This is a genomic window from Acinetobacter sp. YH12138 (assembly GCF_015218525.1).
Classification (GTDB): Bacteria; Pseudomonadota; Gammaproteobacteria; order Pseudomonadales; family Moraxellaceae; genus Acinetobacter; species Acinetobacter amyesii.
Genome location: NZ_CP048670.1, coordinates 608,396 through 629,895 on the forward strand (window position 1 = coordinate 608,396; position 21,500 = coordinate 629,895).

Annotated in this window: 15 protein-coding genes and 2 rRNA genes; 15 read left to right on the forward strand and 2 right to left on the reverse strand. The window is 41.4% G+C overall.

Annotated elements, in window-relative coordinates:
- Positions 1-239: 239 nt before the first annotated feature.
- From G0029_RS02875 to hisC, 9 genes are all read left to right on the forward strand, one after another.
- Positions 240-3,133 (forward strand): 23S ribosomal RNA (locus G0029_RS02875).
- Positions 3,134-3,329: 196 nt separating this feature from the next.
- Positions 3,330-3,444, forward strand: a 5S ribosomal RNA gene (rrf, locus tag G0029_RS02880).
- Between the two features lie 278 nt (positions 3,445-3,722).
- Complete coding sequence (locus tag G0029_RS02885; protein WP_180107232.1) at positions 3,723-5,177, forward strand: RNA polymerase factor sigma-54; 1,455 nt, start codon at positions 3,723-3,725, stop codon at positions 5,175-5,177.
- Positions 5,178-5,346: 169 nt separating this feature from the next.
- Positions 5,347-5,679 carry a ribosome hibernation-promoting factor, HPF/YfiA family gene (gene hpf / locus G0029_RS02890; RefSeq protein ID WP_078191195.1) on the forward strand — a complete coding sequence of 111 codons (333 nt, stop codon included), beginning with the start codon at positions 5,347-5,349 and terminating at the stop codon, positions 5,677-5,679.
- A 135-nt stretch (positions 5,680-5,814) separates the two neighbouring features.
- Positions 5,815-6,066, forward strand: coding sequence for a BolA family iron metabolism protein IbaG (ibaG, locus tag G0029_RS02895; RefSeq protein ID WP_180034593.1), 252 nt, complete (start codon positions 5,815-5,817; stop codon positions 6,064-6,066).
- A 6-nt stretch (positions 6,067-6,072) separates the two neighbouring features.
- Positions 6,073-7,329, forward strand: coding sequence for a UDP-N-acetylglucosamine 1-carboxyvinyltransferase (gene murA / locus G0029_RS02900; RefSeq protein WP_078191193.1), 1,257 nt, complete (start codon positions 6,073-6,075; stop codon positions 7,327-7,329).
- Positions 7,329-8,030 (forward strand): ATP phosphoribosyltransferase, encoded by a 702-nt coding sequence (hisG, locus tag G0029_RS02905; RefSeq protein ID WP_180103104.1) that lies wholly within the window; start codon positions 7,329-7,331, stop codon positions 8,028-8,030. Before murA ends, hisG begins: the two co-directional genes overlap by 1 nt.
- Positions 8,031-8,231: 201 nt before the next feature.
- Positions 8,232-9,533, forward strand: a complete 1,302-nt coding sequence (hisD, locus tag G0029_RS02910) for a histidinol dehydrogenase (RefSeq protein WP_180109749.1) — start codon at positions 8,232-8,234, stop codon at positions 9,531-9,533.
- A 181-nt stretch (positions 9,534-9,714) separates the two neighbouring features.
- Positions 9,715-10,812, forward strand: a complete 1,098-nt coding sequence (hisC, locus tag G0029_RS02915; RefSeq protein WP_180107237.1) for a histidinol-phosphate transaminase — start codon at positions 9,715-9,717, stop codon at positions 10,810-10,812.
- A gap of 118 nt (positions 10,813-10,930) precedes the next feature.
- Here hisC and G0029_RS02920 read toward each other — a convergent pair whose 3' ends face one another.
- Positions 10,931-12,271, reverse strand: a complete 1,341-nt coding sequence (locus G0029_RS02920; RefSeq protein ID WP_180109750.1) for an anthranilate synthase component I family protein — start codon at positions 12,269-12,271, stop codon at positions 10,931-10,933.
- Positions 12,272-12,526: 255 nt separating this feature from the next.
- Between G0029_RS02920 and G0029_RS02925 the strand changes: the two genes are divergently transcribed.
- The 6 genes from G0029_RS02925 to G0029_RS02950 all read left to right on the forward strand — a co-directional run bounded on the left by G0029_RS02925 (position 12,527) and on the right by G0029_RS02950 (position 20,853).
- The gene (locus G0029_RS02925; RefSeq protein WP_078192372.1) at positions 12,527-13,483 is read left to right on the forward strand and encodes a DUF6160 family protein; all 957 of its coding nucleotides are present in this window, start codon (positions 12,527-12,529) and stop codon (positions 13,481-13,483) included.
- 197 nt (positions 13,484-13,680) lie between these two features.
- Positions 13,681-14,514, forward strand: a complete 834-nt coding sequence (locus G0029_RS02930; protein ID WP_111884773.1) for a C39 family peptidase — start codon at positions 13,681-13,683, stop codon at positions 14,512-14,514.
- Between the two features lie 60 nt (positions 14,515-14,574).
- Positions 14,575-15,774 carry a hypothetical protein gene (locus G0029_RS02935; RefSeq protein WP_180107241.1) on the forward strand — a complete coding sequence of 400 codons (1,200 nt, stop codon included), beginning with the start codon at positions 14,575-14,577 and terminating at the stop codon, positions 15,772-15,774.
- A 12-nt stretch (positions 15,775-15,786) separates the two neighbouring features.
- The gene (locus G0029_RS02940; RefSeq protein WP_078192369.1) at positions 15,787-17,451 is read left to right on the forward strand and encodes an OmpP1/FadL family transporter; all 1,665 of its coding nucleotides are present in this window, start codon (positions 15,787-15,789) and stop codon (positions 17,449-17,451) included.
- A 14-nt stretch (positions 17,452-17,465) separates the two neighbouring features.
- Positions 17,466-18,815: a putative pilus assembly protein FilE gene (filE, locus tag G0029_RS02945; RefSeq protein ID WP_180107243.1), complete on the forward strand. Its 1,350-nt coding sequence runs from the start codon at positions 17,466-17,468 to the stop codon at positions 18,813-18,815.
- A gap of 22 nt (positions 18,816-18,837) precedes the next feature.
- Positions 18,838-20,853: a hypothetical protein gene (locus tag G0029_RS02950; protein ID WP_180107245.1), complete on the forward strand. Its 2,016-nt coding sequence runs from the start codon at positions 18,838-18,840 to the stop codon at positions 20,851-20,853.
- A 67-nt stretch (positions 20,854-20,920) separates the two neighbouring features.
- On the opposite strand, the gene G0029_RS02955 is transcribed toward G0029_RS02950, so the two are convergent.
- Positions 20,921-21,469 carry an NUDIX hydrolase gene (locus G0029_RS02955; RefSeq protein ID WP_078192366.1) on the reverse strand — a complete coding sequence of 183 codons (549 nt, stop codon included), beginning with the start codon at positions 21,467-21,469 and terminating at the stop codon, positions 20,921-20,923.
- Between the last annotated feature and the right edge of the window lie 31 nt (positions 21,470-21,500).

The window sequence follows — 21,500 nt, forward strand, 5'->3', positions numbered from 1 at the left end:
ATATTTGAGTTGAAATAATTTGTTCATACTCGTTTGATTTAACCTAACAAGCAATTGTGAAAGTTGAATGAAATGAGTTACTAGCGAAATTAACTGAATCAAGCGTTTTGGTATATGAATCTAATTGAAGCTGTACAGTGCTTAAGTGCACGGAACAACGAACTGTGAGAGAAGCCAGTTTACTGGTGGATCTTGTTGCTACACTGACTTGTAGGTGTAACGACTGTTTGGGGTTGTATAGTCAAGTAATTAAGTGCATGTGGTGGATGCCTTGGCAGTCAGAGGCGATGAAAGACGTAATAGCCTGCGATAAGCTCCGGGGAGGCGGCAAATATCCTGTGATCCGGAGATTTCTGAATGGGGAAACCCACCCGCTATAAGGCGGGTATCATAAACTGAATACATAGGTTTATGAGGCGAACGAGGGGAAGTGAAACATCTCAGTACCCTTAGGAAAAGAAATCAATTGAGATTCCCTCAGTAGCGGCGAGCGAACGGGGAAAAGCCCATTAAGTTATCTAAGCTTTAGTGGAACGCTCTGGGAAGTGCGACCATAGTAGGTGATAGTCCTGTACACGAAAGGGCTTAGATAATGATGTCGAGTAGGGCGAGGCACGTGAAACCTTGTCTGAATATGGGGGGACCATCCTCCAAGGCTAAATACTCCTGACTGACCGATAGTGAACCAGTACCGTGAGGGAAAGGCGAAAAGAACCCCTGTGAGGGGAGTGAAATAGATCCTGAAACCGCATGCATACAAGCAGTGGGAGCCAACTTGTTTGGTGACTGCGTACCTTTTGTATAATGGGTCAGCGACTTACATTCAGTAGCAAGGTTAACCGATTAGGGGAGCCGTAGAGAAATCGAGTCTTAATAGGGCGTTTAGTTGCTGGGTGTAGACCCGAAACCGGGTGATCTATCCATGAGCAGGTTGAAGGTTGGGTAACACTAACTGGAGGACCGAACCCACTGTCGTTGAAAAGCCAGGGGATGACTTGTGGATAGGGGTGAAAGGCTAATCAAACTCGGTGATAGCTGGTTCTCCCCGAAAGCTATTTAGGTAGCGCCTCGGACGAATACCATTGGGGGTAGAGCACTGTTTCGGCTAGGGGGTCATCCCGACTTACCAAACCGATGCAAACTCCGAATACCAATGAGTACTATCCGGGAGACAGACTGCGGGTGCTAACGTCCGTAGTCAAGAGGAAAACAATCCAGACCGCCAGCTAAGGCCCCAAAATTATAGTTAAGTGGGAAACGATGTGGGAAGGCATAGACAGCTAGGAGGTTGGCTTAGAAGCAGCCACCCTTTAAAGAAAGCGTAATAGCTCACTAGTCGAGTCGGCCTGCGCGGAAGATGTAACGGGGCTAAAACTATATGCCGAAGCTGCGGATTTACACATTAGTGTAAGTGGTAGGGGAGCGTTCTGTAAGCCGATGAAGGTGGATTGAGAAGTCTGCTGGAGGTATCAGAAGTGCGAATGCTGACGTGAGTAACGACAAAACGGGTGAAAAACCCGTTCGCTGAAAGACCAAGGGTTCCAGTCCAACGTTAATCGGGGCTGGGTGAGTCGACCCCTAAGGCGAGGCCGAGAGGCGTAGTCGATGGGAAATTGGTTAATATTCCAATACTTCAGTGTAATGCGATGAGAGGACGGAGAAGGTTAAGTCAGCCTGGCGTTGGTTGTCCAGGTGAAAGGAAGTAGGCATGTATCTTAGGCAAATCCGGGGTACTCTATGCTGAGATCTGACAGCAAGCTGTACTTGTACAGTGAAGTGGCTGATACCATACTTCCAGGAAAAGTCTCTAAGCTTCAGTTACACTGGAATCGTACCCGAAACCGACACAGGTGGTCAGGTCGAGTAGACCAAAGCGCTTGAGAGAACTCTGCTGAAGGAACTAGGCAAAATGGTACCGTAACTTCGGGAGAAGGTACGCTGCTTTTGGTGATGGAACTTGCTTCCTGAGCTGAGAGCAGCCACAGAAACCAGGCCCCTGCAACTGTTTATTAAAAACATAGCACTCTGCAAACACGAAAGTGGACGTATAGGGTGTGATGCCTGCCCGGTGCTGGAAGGTTAATTGATGGGGTTAGCGTAAGCGAAGCTCTTGATCGAAGCCCCAGTAAACGGCGGCCGTAACTATAACGGTCCTAAGGTAGCGAAATTCCTTGTCGGGTAAGTTCCGACCTGCACGAATGGCATAATGATGGGGGCGCTGTCTCCAGCAGAGGCTCAGTGAAATCGAAATCGCCGTGAAGATGCGGTGTACCCGCGGCTAGACGGAAAGACCCCGTGAACCTTTACTGCAGCTTGACATTGAACTTTGATCTTACTTGTGTAGGATAGGTGGGAGGCTTTGAAACCGAGACGCTAGTTTCGGTGGAGCCAATCTTGAAATACCACCCTGGTAATATTGAGGTTCTAACTCTGTCCCGTTATCCGGGACGAGGACCATGTCTGGTGGGTAGTTTGACTGGGGCGGTCTCCTCCTAAAGAGTAACGGAGGAGTACGAAGGTGCGCTCAGCGTGGTCGGAAATCACGCGTAGAGTATAAAGGCAAAAGCGCGCTTAACTGCGAGACCCACAAGTCGAGCAGGTACGAAAGTAGGTCTTAGTGATCCGGTGGTTCTGTATGGAAGGGCCATCGCTCAACGGATAAAAGGTACTCTGGGGATAACAGGCTGATACCGCCCAAGAGTTCATATCGACGGCGGTGTTTGGCACCTCGATGTCGGCTCATCTCATCCTGGGGCTGAAGCAGGTCCCAAGGGTATGGCTGTTCGCCATTTAAAGAGGTACGCGAGCTGGGTTTAGAACGTCGTGAGACAGTTCGGTCCCTATCTACCGTGGGCGCTGGAAATTTGAGAGGATCTGCTCCTAGTACGAGAGGACCAGAGTGGACGAACCTCTGGTGTACCGGTTGTGACGCCAGTCGCATCGCCGGGTAGCTATGTTCGGAAGGGATAACCGCTGAAAGCATCTAAGCGGGAAGCCTACCTCAAGATAAGATTTCCCTTGGACTTTATGTCCACTAAAGAGCCGTTGAAGACTACGACGTTGATAGGTTGGATGTGGAAGTGCGGTGACGCATGAAGCTGACCAATACTAATTGCTCGTGAGGCTTGACTATACAACACCCAAACAGTTGTATAAATAGCATCAATTGATTCACATATAATCAATCAAACTTGATTTAGTTGAAAAGCTAGATAAAATGAACACCTTAAATTAACTCAAGTACTTCTGTTAATAACTCATTTGGTAGAAAACTTAGCACGAAGAGCACTGCTCTGAGATTAGACTAAGCAAGTATCCATAACAGTTGTGCTGGCGACAATAGCAAGAGTGAACCACCTGATCCCTTCCCGAACTCAGAAGTGAAACCTCTTAGCGCTGATGGTAGTGTGGGGTTACCCATGTGAGAGTAAGTCATCGCCAGCTCATTATTCTAAACACCCCCTTCAAAGCGAAGGGGGTGTTTTTTTATGCGTGAAGAAAAAGGGAAAGAAAATGGAGAGGGAAATAGAATGAAATTAATAATATATCTAATTAAATAATTCATTTCTAAGGTGAATTGTTCCTAATAAAAGAATAAATTAGCTGAATAATGAGTCTAAAAAAGACAAAAAATCGGGCGTTCTGTTCAAAATTATGCTATAAAAAATAAAACGGCATAAAAATTGCTTATAAAGTGCGGTTAATTATAGGGGGAGTTATTAATGAAATTAGCGATGGGGTTAAAGGTTGCCAATTCCTTATCATTAACACCTCAATTACAACAAGCCATTCGTTTATTACAGCTTTCAAGTTTGGAGTTGGAACAAGAAATTCAAATCCAACTTGACAGTAATCCTCTATTAGAGAAAGTAGAAGAACAAAATACCGTTGAAAGTTTGAATAGCTTACAAGAGCAAGAAAGGGACAATAAAGACTTAACCAATGAATTAAATGCCGATCATTTACCTGATGAGTTACCGGTAGATACGGAGTGGGATGATGTTTATACCCATCAACCCACAAGTTTAGGTGCCGCTGAGTTTGAAGAGCGCGAAGATAATCGTCAGGGTCATCAAAGTTTACAAGCGCATATGCTTGAGCAAGTTAATCTTTTACACTTTTCTATGATCGATAAATTAATTGCACACTGTATTATCGATGCATTAGATAACAAAGGTTTTTTAGATTGTGAATTAAATGAAATTACCCAATCGGTTCAGCATCTTTTAGACTCTATGGATTATGAAGAAGAAGTCGAAGATGACGAAGTTTTGGTGGTTTTAAAGCATATTCAGCGTCTAGATCCTGTGGGGGTAGGCTCACGCAATCTTGCTGAATGTCTAATGGTACAAGTTGAAAATCTTCCTGAGCATATCGAATATCGATATGAAGCTATTTTATTATTGAAAAATTATGAATTGCTGATTAGTAATGAATTACCCAAGTTGATTAAGCAAACCGGTTTAAATACGGAACAGCTTAAACTAGCCATTTCTTTGTTAAAAACATTAAAGGCACATCCAGGGCAAGAATTTGAAGATAAAGATTCAGACTATCAAATTCCAGATGTTGTGGTCTTAAAAAAGAATGAACATTGGTTGGTTCAATTAAATCCTGATGTAATGCCAAAACTACGGGTAAATTCTTTTTATGCCAATATGATCAAGCGTGCTGATCAAAGCGATGACAATCAATATTTACGTAATCAAATGCTTGAAGCTAAGAATTTCATTAAAAGCATTGATGAACGACATAAAACTTTATTAAAAGTGGCAACTTGTATTGTTGAGCATCAACGAGCATTCTTTGAACAAGGGCCTGAGGCAATGAAGCCTTTGGTACTGCGTGATATTGCGGAAGAAGTTGAACTCCATGAATCCACAGTTTCCCGTGTAACTACAAATAAATATATGCTCACACCACGTGGATTATTTGAGTTGAAATACTTCTTCTCAAGTCATGTTGGAACGTCATCGGGTGGGGAAGCGTCTTCGACTGCAATCCGTGCAAAAATTAAAAAGTTGATTGCAGAAGAAAATACACGTAAACCTTTGTCTGATAATGCAATTGCAGTGTTGCTTAATGCAGAAGGTATTGATGTTGCTCGTCGTACGGTTGCGAAGTATCGTGAATCGTTACATATTCCATCATCTTCAGAGCGAAAAGTGTTGATCTAAATTTGAAAATCTGACTATTCTAGAGGTTCATTATGACGAAATAATGAATCTCTTTTTTTTATAAGGAATAGCCGAAATGATCTGATCGTGTAAATGTATGCTTCGCATATTGAGTTGGATAATTCGGCTTGAACTTTTCAGGTCCTGAAAGAAGGTGAGGGATAGAATTATGCAGATTACAATTCGTGGCCACCATTTAACAATTACGCCAGCAATAGAAGAAAATATTCGTCTTAAATTTGCGGAAATGACCAAACATTTAGATCAGGTCAATAGTATGCAAGTTAAGTTGACTAAAGATCATCAAGTTGATAAACGTTCAAAAAAAGGCAGTGATAATCATATTGCAGAAGCGATTATACGATTACCCGGGACCGAACTTTTTGCGCAAGCTTGCGCTGATGATATGTATACCTCGATCAAAAAATTGTCTGAAAAATTAAAAAAACAATTGCATAAACATCGAAAAATGCAGCTCATTTATATGCCTTTAACGGTTTAGATTGTACATTGTACAAAAAGAGGTTTTTTATAACCTCTTTTTTTATATATATAATGTATGTGACTAATGAATTATTTTTTAGATTTATAGTAAAATGACGGGTTTTACACCGTTAGTCCTATATGGGGTCTTGTGATGAATAGTGAACAGCTCACTGAAATTTTAAAAGCTGCTTTTCCAGAAGCTGAGGTTGCAGTTAGTGGGCAAGGCGGCAAATATGATCTACGCATCGTCGATGATCAATTTGAAGGCAAACGTCCTGTTGCTCGTCAACAATCTGTTTATGCACCTTTGAACTCCTACATTGCCAGCGGTGAAGTACATGCAGTAACAATTCGTGCAATGACCAAAGAAGAATGGCGCAAAGCAAGCTTATTCGGAGCTTAATAATTAATGGATAAATTTCTGATTCAGGGCGGTACTAAGCTCGAAGGTGAAGTTCGTATTTCTGGTGCGAAAAATGCTGCATTGCCATTACTCGCTGCAACTATCCTTGCGGATACACCTATTACATTAACCAATGTTCCAAATCTAAAAGATGTGAACACCTTAGTGAAATTGATCGCAGGTTTAGGTGTTCAAATCAGTTATGAAGGTGATACGGTTAAGGCAGATACTTCTAGCTTAGATAACCAATTTGCACCATATGAACTCGTGAAAACCATGCGTGCATCTATTTTGGTGCTTGGGCCGTTATTGGCGCGCTATGGTAGTGCAAAAGTGTCTTTGCCGGGTGGATGTGCAATTGGTTCACGCCCTGTAGATCAACATTTAAAAGCTTTAGAAGCACTTGGTGCTGAGATCGAAGTTGAAGCAGGTTATGTGCATGCCAAAGTGGATGGTCGTCTAAAAGGTGGCGAAGTTGTCTTTGATATGGTCACAGTTGGTGGTACTGAAAATATTCTAACTGCTGCGGTTCTTGCAGACGGTGTCACCACGATTCGTAACGCGGCTCGTGAACCTGAAATTACCGATCTTGCTAATATGTTGATTAAGATGGGTGCAAAAATCGAAGGTTTAGACACAGATACTTTGGTTGTTACAGGTGTTGAAAGCTTACATGGCTGTGAATATGCCGTTGTTGCAGATCGTATCGAGACAGGTTCTTATCTTGCTGCTGCGGCAATAACTGGCGGTAAAATCAAAACCACGCATACAGATCCAAACTTGTTGGAGTCTGTACTGGATAAATTTGAAGAAATGGGCGCGGAAGTTACGCGCGGCGAAGATTGGATTGAACTGGATATGATGGGTAAGCGCCCGAAAGCAGTAAGTTTCCAGACTTTACCACATCCAGAATTTCCTACCGATATGCAAGCACAGCTGATGGCGGTGAATGCAATTGGTCGTGGTTTTGCCACAATTTCAGAAACGATTTTTGAAAACCGTTTCATGCATGTACCTGAATTAGCACGTATGGGTGCCAATATTCAGGTTGAAGGTAATGATGCTGTTGTTACAGGTGTAGAGAAATTATCTGCTGCACCGGTGATGGCAACTGATTTACGAGCTTCTTTCTCATTGGTTTTAGCAGCACTTGCCGCTGATGGGGAAACGTTGATTGACCGTATCTATCATATTGACCGTGGTTATGAAGATGTTGAAGCGAAGTTACAAGGTTTAGGTGCCCAAATTAAGCGAGTAAGTTAATGAGCGATATGAGAAACGATGATCCCAATTTTGACGTAATGGGCAATTTTGATCATGGTTTAACTTTAGCATTAAGTAAGGGACGTATCTTAAAAGAAACTTTGCCATTGTTGGAGACAGCTGGCATTAACTTATTGGAAGATCCGGATAAATCTCGTAAGTTAATTTTTCCAACGACCCATAAGCACGTACGTATTTTAATTTTACGTGCTTCTGATGTACCAACTTATGTTGAAAATGGTGCTGCAGATATTGGGGTGGCAGGTAAAGATGTGCTGATGGAACATGGTGCACAAAATGTGTATGAACCATTGGACTTAAAAATTGCCAACTGTAAGTTAATGACGGCTGGTAAAGTCGGCATGGTTCGTCCGAAAGGTCGTTTAAAGATTGCAACTAAGTACGTCAATTTAACCCGTCAATATTATGCAAGCTTAGGCGAGCAAGTTGATGTGATCAAACTGTATGGTTCTATGGAACTTGCACCTTTGGTTGGTTTAGGTGATTACATCGTCGATGTTGTGGATACAGGGAACACTTTACGTGCCAATGGTTTAGAGCCTTTGGAAGAAATCTGTAAAGTGTCTTCACGTTTAATCGTGAACAAAGCAAGCTTTAAACGTAAACAAATTTTGTTGAATCCAATTCTTGCACAGCTAGAAAAAGCCGTGGAAGAACGCGAGCAAGCAAAAAAAGCATAAGTTGTTAAGTTTCTAGCTATGCTGATCAAACCGCTCAAATTTGGGCGGTTTTTTTATGAAAACTGAAAAATAATGATAAAACTGTATTTTCATCAATTTTAACGAAAGTTATTTTCAATAAAACTCCACATGAACACATGCGATAGATGTCCACAAGCTGCTGTAAAACAGGTAAACTAATCTTTTCCAATAGATTACCTTGTGGGTAAATTGATGCGACGTTTATCGACTCAAGATCAAAACTTCAAGCAAGCTTTTGCTGACTTGTTGGCTTTTGAAACTGTGAATGATCCAGAACTTTTAAAAACCGTTGACCAAATCATTGCTGATGTTCGTCAGCATGGTGATGCTCATGTTCTTAAATTGACACAGCAGTTCGATCGACATCCAGCGCATCAATTCTCAGAATTAGAGCTGACACAAGAACAGCTGAAAGCAGCATTTGATGGTTTAAGTTCAGAAGTGCGTGAAGCCTTAGAACTTGCTGCGAACCGTGTTCGTGAATTTCACCAAGCACAAAAGCAAGACGGCTGGACCTATGTTGATGCTTTAGGAAATACCCTTGGTCAAAAGGTCACACCGCTGGACCGTGTAGGTATCTATGTACCAGGCGGTTTAGCTTCTTATCCGTCTTCTGTATTGATGAATGCTGTACCTGCGCATGTTGCTGGCGTGCCTGAAATTATTATGGTGGTGCCTGCGCCGAATGGTGATTTGAATCCATTGGTTTTGGCAGCAGCTTACTTAGCCGGCGTACACCGTGTATTTACCATTGGCGGCGCGCAAGCGGTTGCAGCATTGGCTTATGGTACAGAAACTATTCCATCTGTGGACAAAATTACTGGCCCGGGCAACCGTTTTGTTGCTGCAGCAAAACGTGCAGTATTTGGTCAAGTCGGTATTGATATGATTGCAGGGCCATCCGAAATTTTGGTCTATGCAGAAGGTCAAAACAACGCTGAATGGCTGGCGATGGATTTATTGTCGCAGGCGGAACATGACACAGTGGCTCAAGCGGTGTTCATTACGCCAGATGCGGATCTTTTAAATCAAGTAGAACAATGGATTGAAAAGCATTTAGAAGCTTTGCCTAAAGCAGATATCGCGCGCACTTCAATTGAAAATCGCGGCGCATTAGTTTTAGTCGAAGACCGTGCTGAAGGTGCTGAACTGATTAACCAAGTTGCACCTGAACATTTGATGCTGTGTTTAGACGAAGCGCAGGAAATGGCTGAAGATATCCGCCATGCCGGCGCGATTTTCATGGGTCGATATACACCAGAAGCGATTGGTGATTACTGTGCAGGTCCAAACCACGTGTTGCCTACTTCTGGCACAGCGCGTTTCTCATCACCGCTTGGTGTATATGATTTCCAAAAGCGCTCAAGTTTAATCATGTGTTCTGAAGCTGGCGTGAAAACTTTAGCGAAAACGGCTGATACATTAGCGCAGCAGGAAAACTTAGATGCGCATGCGCGATCAGCACGCTATCGTTATCAGTAATAAAATATAGACTAGGTGAAAAACTTAGTTTTCCAAAACTATAAACCTCTCCCTAACCCTCTCCTGAAAGGAGAGGGGAAATCTCATAAAATGAATATTCCTCTCCCTGAACGAGCTTTAAGTATTCCTTTAAAGCGAAGTGCAAGAGAGGTTAGGAGAGGGTGAAAAAGAGCAAAATAAAATGCCAAATATTACCTCTGAACAAATGCGTTTTTGGAGCCCTGATGTACGTGAATTAGAACCGTACACACCGGGTGAACAGCCTAAAATCCAAAATATTTTAAAACTCAATACCAATGAAAACCCATATCCGCCATCGCCAAAAGTGGTGGATGCAGTACAAAAAGTATTGGCAAATTCTGCTGATGTTTTACGTTTATATCCAGATCCAGATGCGTCTGAGTTAAAGCAAGCGATTGCAAAACAGCAGCATGTACCTGTTGAGCAGGTCTTTGTCGGCAATGGCTCGGACGAAGTGCTGGCGCACATTTTTAAAGCCTTTTTTGTGCAAGAGCTGCCGGTTTTGTATCCAGATATTACCTACAGTTTTTATCCGGTTTATAGCCAATTTTTTGGCATTGCGGCCAATACTAAAATTATACCGCTCAATGATGCCTTTGAAATTGTGGTGGATGACTATAAACAGCCGAATGGCGGCATCATCATTACCAATCCGAATGCACCAACCAGCATTGCTTTAGGTTTGTCTGCAATTGAGGAAGTGCTGCAAGCTAACCCGAATTCAGTGGTTGTGATTGATGAGGCGTATGTCGATTTCGGTGCGGAATCTGCTGTAGCTTTGGTTGCCAAATATGAAAACCTTGTGGTCTGTCAAACCACGTCTAAGTCGCGTTCATTGGCCGGTTTGCGTGTCGGTTTCGCGATTGCGCAGCCGCATTTAATCGCAGCGCTTGAGGCGGTCAAAAACAGCTTTAACTCTTATCCGATGGACCGTTTTGCGATTGCAGCAGCAGTGGCATCATTTGAGGATCAAGCCTATTTTGAAGCGCAAAATGCCAAGGTGATTGCGAGCCGTGAAAAACTTGTAGAGCAGCTGTCTGAGCTAGGCTTTAAAGTATTACCGTCTGCGGCAAACTTTATTTTTGCATCATTGCCAAATAAAGATGCAGGTGAGTTGGCTGCTGAATTACGCGAACGCGGGATTATTGTGCGTTACTTCAATAAGCCGCGGATTAATCAATTCCTACGTATCACTATTGGTACAGATGAACAAAATCAGCGCCTTATGGATACGCTTAAAAACGATATTTTGGCTTGATTGCTGCAAGCTACTATAAAATTTAAATCTACCCTAATCTTCCTTTCGAAAAGGTGAGAAGCACTGCTTCGCAAGGAGAGGGTTATAAAAAAGCGATTCAATTGAATCGCTTTTTTGTTTAATCTGGCGTATACCACGTATTTAACAAATCCAGCATCGCTTCGACTTTATCAAAGCATTCTTGATATTCAGCATCGCAATCAGATGCGATGGTGATTCCGCCGCCTGCCCACAGCGAAACCTGATCTTGGTATTTTTGAATAGAGCGAATCAAAATATTCCAAGAACCCATGCCGTCGTGATTAAAATAACCCATTGAGCCGCAATAGGCACCGCGTGGAGCACCTTCAAGTTCATTAATAATTTGCATCGCACGGATTTTAGGCGCGCCGGTAATCGAACCGCCCGGCAGTGCTGACATCAGAACCTCAAAAGGGTTTACATCGGTTTTCAGCACGGCCTCTACTTCACTGACCATGTGATGCACCTGATTAAAGCTTTCAATATCAAAAAGTTTTGGTGTTTTTACAGAGCCTGTTTCAGCATAAACACTCAAATCATTACGCAGTAAATCGACAATCATGACATTCTCGGCCATATCTTTTTCAGATGATTTTAATCGTTGTTTTGAGTGCGCATCTAAAACTGGATCTTCATAGCGAGGCATCGTGCCTTTGATTGGTTTAGTAATAATCTTGCGTTTAGGCTTAAAATCTATAAAAAGTTCAGGCGAACAACTTAAAATTTCAAAATCATTAATACGTAAGTAGCCTGAATATGGTGCATCAGTCAGTGACCAAAATTCTTGAGCGGTATCTAAGAGTGAACCGTTTGCTTGAGCTGTGAATTCTTGTGTTAAATTAATTTGATAGCAATCACCCGCTTTAATATATTCCTGCACTTGATCAAAGGCTTTCGTGTAGTCTGACTTAGACCATCTTGCAGTACATTTTTGTCTTAATTTAAATTGATTCTGAGTGATCTCTGTTTGAATGAACTGATCAATGTAGTCGTAAATCTTAGCTGCAGAATGATCTGAACTATAAAAATACCAACCATCATTCTCTAATTTTAAAAAACTGGAAAATTGTCCTAAAAACAAGCGAGGTTGCGCTTTGGCGTGCAAGGAAATCTGTTGCTGCGCTGCATAATCATAGCTAATAAAACCAGCCCAGCCCCCAGAAAACCCGCTGCCTAAGTTTGAATATAAATCTTGGAAGGCAATATTTTGCAAGGGCTGAGTATCAGATTCCTCATATTGATCTAAATTGGTACGGACATAAGCTTTAAGTTCATCATTCTTCAATTGTTGATATTGATTTGCCAAAAAGCAAATAACAGGTTGGTTTTGATCTTCTAAAAAAATCACATGTGACAAGGGTACAAGCGCTTGCAAAATATTTTGAGCACTAACATTTTGTTTGAGAATAAATTTTTTAAAAGAAATTGGTTTTTGCATCAACAGAAAAATTAACTTTAAAGACTAAAATGGATTTTATACCATTCCTAATTCATTTGGTTTGCAAATACCGTTTATCGGTAAGAATTAGATTGCGACCAACAACAGTTGAACAAATTTCAGCTTGGATATAATTTAATCGAGCGAGCAAACAACTCAAGGAAAGATTTAGCAGTTGTCACAAAATAATATTACAGCTGAATAAATCGAGTGGTTGAAAATCAAAAAAAATAAATACTCTTGGGAGAGTACCGTATGAAAAATTTCACTAAATTAGCTCTAGTTTCTTCAATCGCATTTAGTGCGAATGCTATGGCTATGCAAGCAATGGACGATGCTGCACTTAGTTCAACCACTGGTCAAGATGGTATTAACATCGGGATTGGTATCTCTAAAATTGAAATTGAAAAACTTTTCATTCATGATAACGACGGTTTAACGGATACAGCTAAGGGCGGTACAAGTACTGCTGGTGCGATCGTTATTCAAGGTAACAAGAAAGCTGGTGATCCTTTAGAAAATAAAGGTATCGTTATTGGTGCAAACTATGATAACGGTGGAGCTTATCTTCTCGCTTCTCGCAATTTAGCTGATTTACGTATTGATACTGATGCTGGTACTGGTGCAAATGGTGCATTTATTAACATCGCAGCTGATGTTTCTGGTTTAGATATCAAAATCGGTGAAATTGGCGTAACAGCATCTGGTACAGCGGGTACTACAGGCATTCGCCGTGGTGGTGACGATAACAACTACAATGCAATTTTATCTGGCCTTTCTCTAAAAACGGGTCCAATGACTGCAAATGTTCAGTTGGGTGCTGCTCCACAAGGTGCAATGATTAAACTGAGTACGACAATGGTTGGTGGCTTAGAAATTAAAGATCTGGGTATCCTAGATGCATCAACTAAAACGGCTACACGCGAAGCAGGTGAAATCTTTATCGAAAGCATCAAAGTTGCTGATGCTAATAAAACCGACTTAACGATTAACCAAGATGTTCGTGTTTATGGTAAAGAAGGCACAAACAATGGTTATATTCAAATGGTAAGCAACTCTGGTCCAATTGATAACTATGTGAAAGGTATTCATTTAGGAAGTAAAGACGCTGGTTCAATTGGTGATATCGAAGTTCAAGGCTTACAAACGTTCTACAGCCCAGCAATGGGTGTATATAACCAAGGTTCTGTAATTACAATTTCTAGTAAGTAATTTAGAATAAAAATAAGGCGCGTGTTGATCACGCGCTTTTTTTTACAAAAAAGTGCGGAATGACCCAATAAAGCATAAAAAAATGCTGTTTTTTTATAAAAAAAAAGGTATCTTGCATTATACATGGATGTAGAGCAATAGCTCTAAAAAATAATGAAAAAAGGCACATCATTGCCGATAACTAAAAGTTAGAAGATATGTTAGAGATAGCAGTAGGCTCGGCATTGATGTATTACTTTGCCAAAGAGTCCTTTGATTTAAAAGAAAAGCCAGTCGGAACAGTTCACTATACCGAAACATTGGATTCACGAAATGATTCCTTTACTCGGATGCACCGTGAATCTGTAAAAATTAAACCTGCCATAGAAGATCAATTTCGAGGTATCGTTCGGCAAGCATACGACTACAGTTGTGGTTCAGCGGCCTTAACCACTTTATTAAATGGTTATGTCGGGACACAGCTAACTGAGCAACAGACCATGAATGGTTTGCTGAAATTTGGTGAAACTGAAAAAATTATCGAACGCCGAAGTTTCTCCTTATTAGACATGAAACGTTTTGTCGCTGCTGTCGGGCTAGACAGTGGGGGGTACAAAGGTGAGTTTTCAGATCTAGTTAAGCAAGGTCAGCCTGCGATTGTTCCTATTTCATATGCTGGTTTTAAACATTTTGTGGTTTTTAAAGCCTATAAAGATGGGCGTGTTTATGTTGCAGATCCAGCTCTGGGCAATATCAGTTTCGATGAAGTTAGATTCCAAGAAATATGGGAAAACAACACATTATTCTTAATCAACGTTGCGCCTGAGCAGCGTAAAAATTTATTAGCTTTGCAAGATTCAGACTTGCGACATGTTGAAGATGCAACCGTGAACCGTTATGCATTGGTTGATATTCAATATCCGCAGTTTTACATGGAAAAAATTGCAGACAAGGCATCTACGATACGACTTGATAAAAACATGAATGAAGAGTCGGAGTCTTATGGTAAATCGAATTACAACTTTCTAAGGCTTTACTACAAAAGTAAATAGTTAGATGAAAGCGTATAACAAAGTGTCAGGATTAAAAAAATAACAACGGTGGGAAGGAACATGAATCGTAAATGGATGAACAAAACACTACTAGCCATGAGTATTCAGGTGGTGATGGGGGTTGCCTATGCAGCTGAAGAGCCAAGCCTTGGAGAATATGATCCAGTTGAACAAGAGACAGTCGTAGAAGAGTCTGTATCTCCTGCTACTGTAAACCAAGCTGATAATGCACAAGAAGCTGCTGCCGAGCCTGAAATTGGACAGTATGAATCTGTTGAAGAGCCAGTACAATCTGAGGCACCACAAGTCGAAAGTGCTACTGCCACTGAAAAGGCATCGACAGCACTTCAACAGCAAGAGGGTGATGCGAGTCAAGAAGCTAACTTACAGGAAGTATTTAGCTCGAATGAACGTCAGTATTCATTGATTAAAAAAGGTGAAATATCATCTTTTTACGATATCGATTATACCTATTACCGTGATACTCAACTTGATATGGAAATGGCACAAGGCCAACTTTATCAACTCCGTGTACAAGAGAATGCAACACACTCAATGACCAATACATTTACCGTGCAATACGGTGTAATGGACAATTTGACATTCTCTGCATCTGTGCCTTTAGTAGCGAAAACTGACTTATTAAAAGATACTTCAACCGCGGGTTTAGGGGATATTTCTTTAGGCGCACGTTGGGAACCCTTCCCATTGAAGCAAGGTCGTTTGCCACTGATTTTATTTGGTAATTTATCTACGAAAACAGGTGATAGTCCATACGAAGTCAATGCAGTAAATGATCTAGCAACAGGTAAAGGTTACTATTCGGCAGGTATCGGTGCGAGTACGCGTAAATATATTGACCCTGTTGTGTTGTTTGCATCTGTTTCAGCTAACTATGGTTTCAAAGAAACGGGTTTAAACCAACGTCGTGGTACACGTGTCATTGAAGAGTTTGAACCGGGAATTAGTGGTGGTTTTGCATTCGGTTTTGCATACTCGTTTAACTACGATGTTTCCCTCACCATGTCATATCAACAAAGTTTCAACACTGGCGCAGAATTTACGTATAGCAGTGGCGAATCCTATTCACCTGCAGACCAAACCAGTTCAACTCTAGCAATTTCTTTAGGTGTACGTGTATCTCCAGATACGATTGTGAATGGTACGGTGGGGCTAGGTTTAACTGAAGATGCACCAGATGTGTCATTAGGACTTTCTTTCCCGTTAGATATTCTAGGTTTTGGAAAAAAACTTCGTTAAGAGGGCTGTCGTATGCGTAAAATTCGACTCAGCCCACTTGTTAGTGCGATCGTTTTAACGGGCTGTTCTAGTGCTGCTTTTGCACAATTGGGTACCAATCTTTCAGTTGATGTACGGTCACTTGCATTAGGGAATGCAGTAACTGCTGATCCTCCGGGGATTAGTGCCGTGCATTTTAACCCTGCAGCATTAACTAAAATTGAAGGTTTGCAAACCGATATGCAGGGGATTATTGCAAACTTTGATATTCAACGTGAATTTACCGTCCCTGCGGGTTATAACGTCTTTGGTTATTCTGATGACCCAATGGTCTGTAATGATGGGCCTGAAGTAACGGCAGATATATGTACGGACTTTAAAGATAAGGTTTCTGGTGATGTTGAATATGCATCCCTATATGTACCTGTCTTAAAAAAGATGGTGGATTTTGGTGCTGGACAACCCATTGCCGCGCCAACGATGGGTATTGCCTACAATCCACCAGGTTCTAAAGCAACATTTGCATCAGCCGTTTATGCGCCTTTGATTGCGGGTTTTGGTGCTGAAAATGGCAACCCCGGTAATTTTATGGGGCAACAAGTTGCTCTAGAGCGTATTACTTATCTATCGCCAACTGTAGGTTATCAAGTTAGTGATGAGTTATCGATTGGTGGTGGTGTAGGGATGTCCTATCAAGCCATTGGATTGAAATCAGATTTACGATTTCCTAATGAGTTGATCGGCATGTTAAGGATGATTGATGAAGTCGTCTGTACGCCATTCAAGGAAAATTCGGACATTATTACCGACATCTTGCTATTGGGGATGTGTAATACCGAAGAAGGAATGAATCCATTTGGCAAATTTGGTCAGATGGAATTGGCTTTAGAGCAGTCACTGAGCCCAAGTTATAACTTAGGGGTTTTGTGGGAGCCACGCGAAGATTTTAGTTTTGGTATGGTGTACCAAAGCGCTGCGAAAATGCGCATGAAAGGTCGTTATCGCATTCATAATGCAAAAGCGCCTCAGGAGATGATTAAGGGATTAATGTCATCACCAACAGGTCAAATTTTAGCTGCAATTTTGGGTTTCCCAAATGCCGTGCCTAACTCGGAGTCGGGTTTGGTTTCGATGGATTTTGAATATCCACAGCACGTACAGGCCGGGATCAAATATAAGGTTATGCCTGATTTACAAATTAATTTTGATGTGGGCTGGACCGATTATCGTGCTTGGGACAAATTCCGTTTTGAATTCGACCGTCAAATTTCAGCGCTGAAAATTGCAAAATTATTATCTGAAAATGTGACCGATAATTCTTTGGCCTTACCTTTGAAATTTACATCGCCTTGGAACTGGGGTATTGGTATTGAATATTCTGCAACAGATCGTTTGAAATTACGTGCAGGTTATGAACCAAGGAGTACGTCTATTCCTGATGGTAAGCGAAATACCATGGTCCCGATTAATGGTGCGCAGCTCTTTGGTATGGGGATTGGATATCGTTTTGATGCAGATACGGATTTAGATTTATCAATCGGCTTTTTACGCAGTAAAGATAACATTCCAGCGAATACTAGTAGTCTTGCAAACTTAACCGGTGTGAATAACTTACTTTTAAACCCATATGCTGGACTGAATGTAAAAACCGATACGAAAATCACCATCCTAGGATTAAATTACAGAACTCGTTGGTAGGATAAGCAGACAGAATGAAAAGGATTTTATTCATAAAAACGTTACTTGCACTGTCTGTGGTGCAAGTGTCGTATACCAACGCTGGGGCGTTTCATACCATTATTGGGCCAGATGGGCGCCCAATGGTGGTACAAGTGCAAGAAAAACCAGCAAAGAAACCTAAAGAAAGTCCAACTGCTAAAACGATAGACTCTCAACCTGTACAACAAATTACTCAACCATCTGTAAGCATTAGCCCGTCTCAAACCAAGACACCGATGACACGTCAAACGAGTCCAACAGCACAGGCTGTTGGACCGGTGAATTCTCAACATTTAAGTATACGCGAGCCGGAAAAACGGGATGAAATTAAAGCTGTCACAGTAGATAAGATTAAAGACGTCTCAGGGGATAAAGTTCGCAAATCTGAAAAGTCAGCACAAGCGGCAGATACGACAGCAAAAGTGGTACCTTCAACCGCATGGACAGAAAAGTTACAGCAATCAGAGCTAACCCAACCTCGTGAAGCGTATCAGTCCACAGTTCTAGCTGAAAAAGATAAATCTATCGTCGACAAAAAGCTCCTTGCTGAGAAAGTAGTTAGCACTGATCAATCCGTACAAACTTCAGGTGAAAACTTAGAAAATAATCCTTCAAAACAATCAGCTAAGGCAAAACAAGAGCAAGGCTTTTCGACCATGGCTGGTGAAAAGTATGTTAATAATGAATATCTTGAAGATAAAGAGTTTAACTTAGAAGGCAAAAAGCGCTTTTACACCATGCCCGAAGGCGTTATTGATAGCAAGATGGGGCAAACGCGGATGCAAACCATTGAACGTGAAAAAGGTGTCAGTCGCTCCGTCATTGATAATTTATTTAAACGTAATCAACCCGAAGATACAGGCCCAATCACTTTAGCCACATCATATTATCGGGTGTCACAAGCTGACACCATTCAAGGTTTAGGTCAGCAATGTTTTTCGAATAAAAAAATGAAGAAAGCCAAAGAGCTCGACTTAGCTCAAGATATTAACTTATGGCCTCGAGCACCATTGTCTGACGAATTTGACTATGAAGTCGTAAAACTAAAATCACCATTACAAAATATTCGTATACATTCATTTGCATCCAAAGTACAAAATCCTACATTTTATTGGCCATTTGCGGTATTTTTAGACAAAAATGGATGTGTCATGGAAGGCGCAGGTGGATTCAAAAATAACCAAGGTGAAGCGGATCATCTTTACCATGAAAAAATTGAAGGCGTGATTCAAGTGCCTAAAGGTAGCCAGTATTTATTCTTAACGCCTTTAGCAACAGCAATTGACGTCGATGGCCGCGTATTAACCAATCAAGGCCAACTTAAATTAACAGCAATCCGTTAAGGACATAAGAAAGAGAATTAGGATGAAAAATAAAATTTTATTACCGTTTGCTTTAACGGCATTGGTTGCAGCGCTCAGTGGCTGTGGCGGTGAAAGTGCAAATGTGAATCCTGAAATTTATGATACCAGTACGACCAATGGTACTTGTAAAAGTAATACCGAAGGCTGTGTTGAGTTCGTTTTAGATTATCCAATTGAAGGTCTGAATTTTAATTGTTCGAGCGACGTTAAAAATACCTACATTACTTTATTTGATCTAAAAGAAGGTGTTTCGACAGGTGCTTGTAAGATTGGCGATACCGTAACTTTCTTTGTCCAAGGTGAAAAATCACGTCGAATTGATTTGGGTAAAGTAGATTTGAAGCAAATTTCCAATGTAGCCAGTGGTACGACACCTCCACGCTTGACCTTATTGGATTTGGCAGCTGGCATCTCGGGTAAACCTGCTGCAACGATTTCAAATACCGACGCAACGGTTAAAGTGGCCATGCGTTTAGCTAAAATTATTCAAGCCTTGGCTTTGAAAAATAACAGCGCAGTTACAGCTACAGATATCCAAGCGGTTTATATCAACAATGCAGATAAAGTATTGATTGATCAAATCACTCGAAATGTCGCGACAGCAGATTTCAGTATCAGTTCAGATACGGAATTTAATGACCTGTTTACACCTTGGCTAGACCTGTCCGAAGTCAGCAATGAAAATGCATTTACCTTAGTTTCAAAACTCATGAATATCTCAACGGCTGCGGTTTACCAGCCAGAGTTTGCGTTGTTTTCAACTGATGGCGTGATTACCAATGCCAGTGGTTCAAATGGACTGGTCGGCTGTGACAAAAATGAATGTTTGCCGACCGATAGTTCAAAAGTCAATTTATTTGGTCATTTCATGTTAATGACGGACCGCCAAGGTATGACGTTTGGTAGTGGTTTACAGTGGAAGGGCAAAGTTGATCAACAGTTGAGTACCATTGGTGGTGTGAATGTCTTGCTCTTGACGCAGGTTCGACCAACACGTTTAACAGCAACGCCACAGGATAATTGGATCGATCCGCTTACCAAGCAAATTGATAAACCTGGCATTCTGGGTTTCCGTTTTGATGCAGAAGAAGCCAACTCTGGCCCTTTGATTATTAAACAAGGGACGCTACTTGCCGACAAAATGGTGGTCGGTACAGGTGGAAGTTTATATAAAACGTTAATGGCTAAAAAAGATGATTATGTTCTGACGGCCGATGATAAGAAAAAATTAGGTCTTTGGGAGCAAAACATTAACCAAGTGCAATTTAAAGGCACGATGGATTTATACAAGCTTTATCCGCTGTCGTATTTAGACAAAAAAGTCTTTAAGTCTGTTGAAAATGTTGCTGCTGGACAAAATTATATCTTCCCGTTGTATGCAGATTTAACCTTTAAATTTACCGATACTTCGATTAAAACAGTGAAATTGGGTGTGGTGATTGACCGTAATGGTGATATTCGCACAAATATAAAATCTGGCGTGCCAGACGATGTATTTACTCGTCAAGATAGCCAAATTGTCGACTTGTCTACACACGCGACGGAAGGCTGTAGCGGAAAAGATGTGCTTGACCCACTGTTAATGAAAGATGACAAAGGTGTACAGCAATATCGTATCGGAACGACAACCCGTACCTTTACGCCTGAAGGAAATATCAATCCAAATACCATTTCGATTCGTATGATTTTAGCTGACCCATATTTCCATACGCTTGATGGCGCGCTGATTGGAATGAACTCAAGTGTGAAAACTTCAGCGGATACATCAATGGTTGTAGGCGGTGCTTTAGTGCAGTTACACAATATGATTAATGCCAATGCAGGCACACGTCCTTCTGGCGTTGCTTTGACAGATTCGGATAATAAAGTGGTGAAGTGGGGGAATAGTTTGGCCAGCTTTAGTTATATTTATAGCTTAAAAAATCCAAATGATACTGCTGCTGCTCAAACGGCAAAGTTAAGCGGTGGTGATATTTCTTTAGAATTGGCCCCTTGTTACACCATCAAGGCTAAATAGTAGTTAAATCTTAGAAAAATAAAAAAGCCCATCAAAGATGGGCTTTTTTAATCATGCGGCCAGCAAATTAACCTGTGTGATCGAGTCGCGTACCGAGGGTTTCGAGATGCATTTCAAACTGACCTGTTTTGCGGTCAGCAAAATAATGCCGCAGCGTTCTTTCCACACTAGGAAAGGCTAAATCATCCCAAGGAATATCTTCTTCACTAAATAATCGTGATTCAATGGTTTCATCACCCGCACCAAACTCTCCATTGATTAGTTCAGATTTGAACAAGGCATAAATTTGCCCAATACGGGGAATGTTATACATGCAATACAGTTGCTCAATATTGACTTCTGCTTCGGCTTCTTCGCGAGTTTCACGCGCTGCTCCTTGCTCCATCGTCTCATAGAGTTCCATATAGCCAGCGGGTAGTGTCCACAGCCCATAACGTGGCTCAATCGCACGACGGCAAAGTAAAACTTGATTGTCCCAAACGGCTAAAGCACCACAAATGACTTTAGGATTCACATAATGAATAAACCCACATGCGGTACAAATACGGCGTATCTGATGATCTCCAAGCGGGATCGCTTCTTTTGTTTTTTGTCCGCAGTTTGAGCAAAAGTTCATATTCATCGTCATGGATTGTGTGAACCGTCAG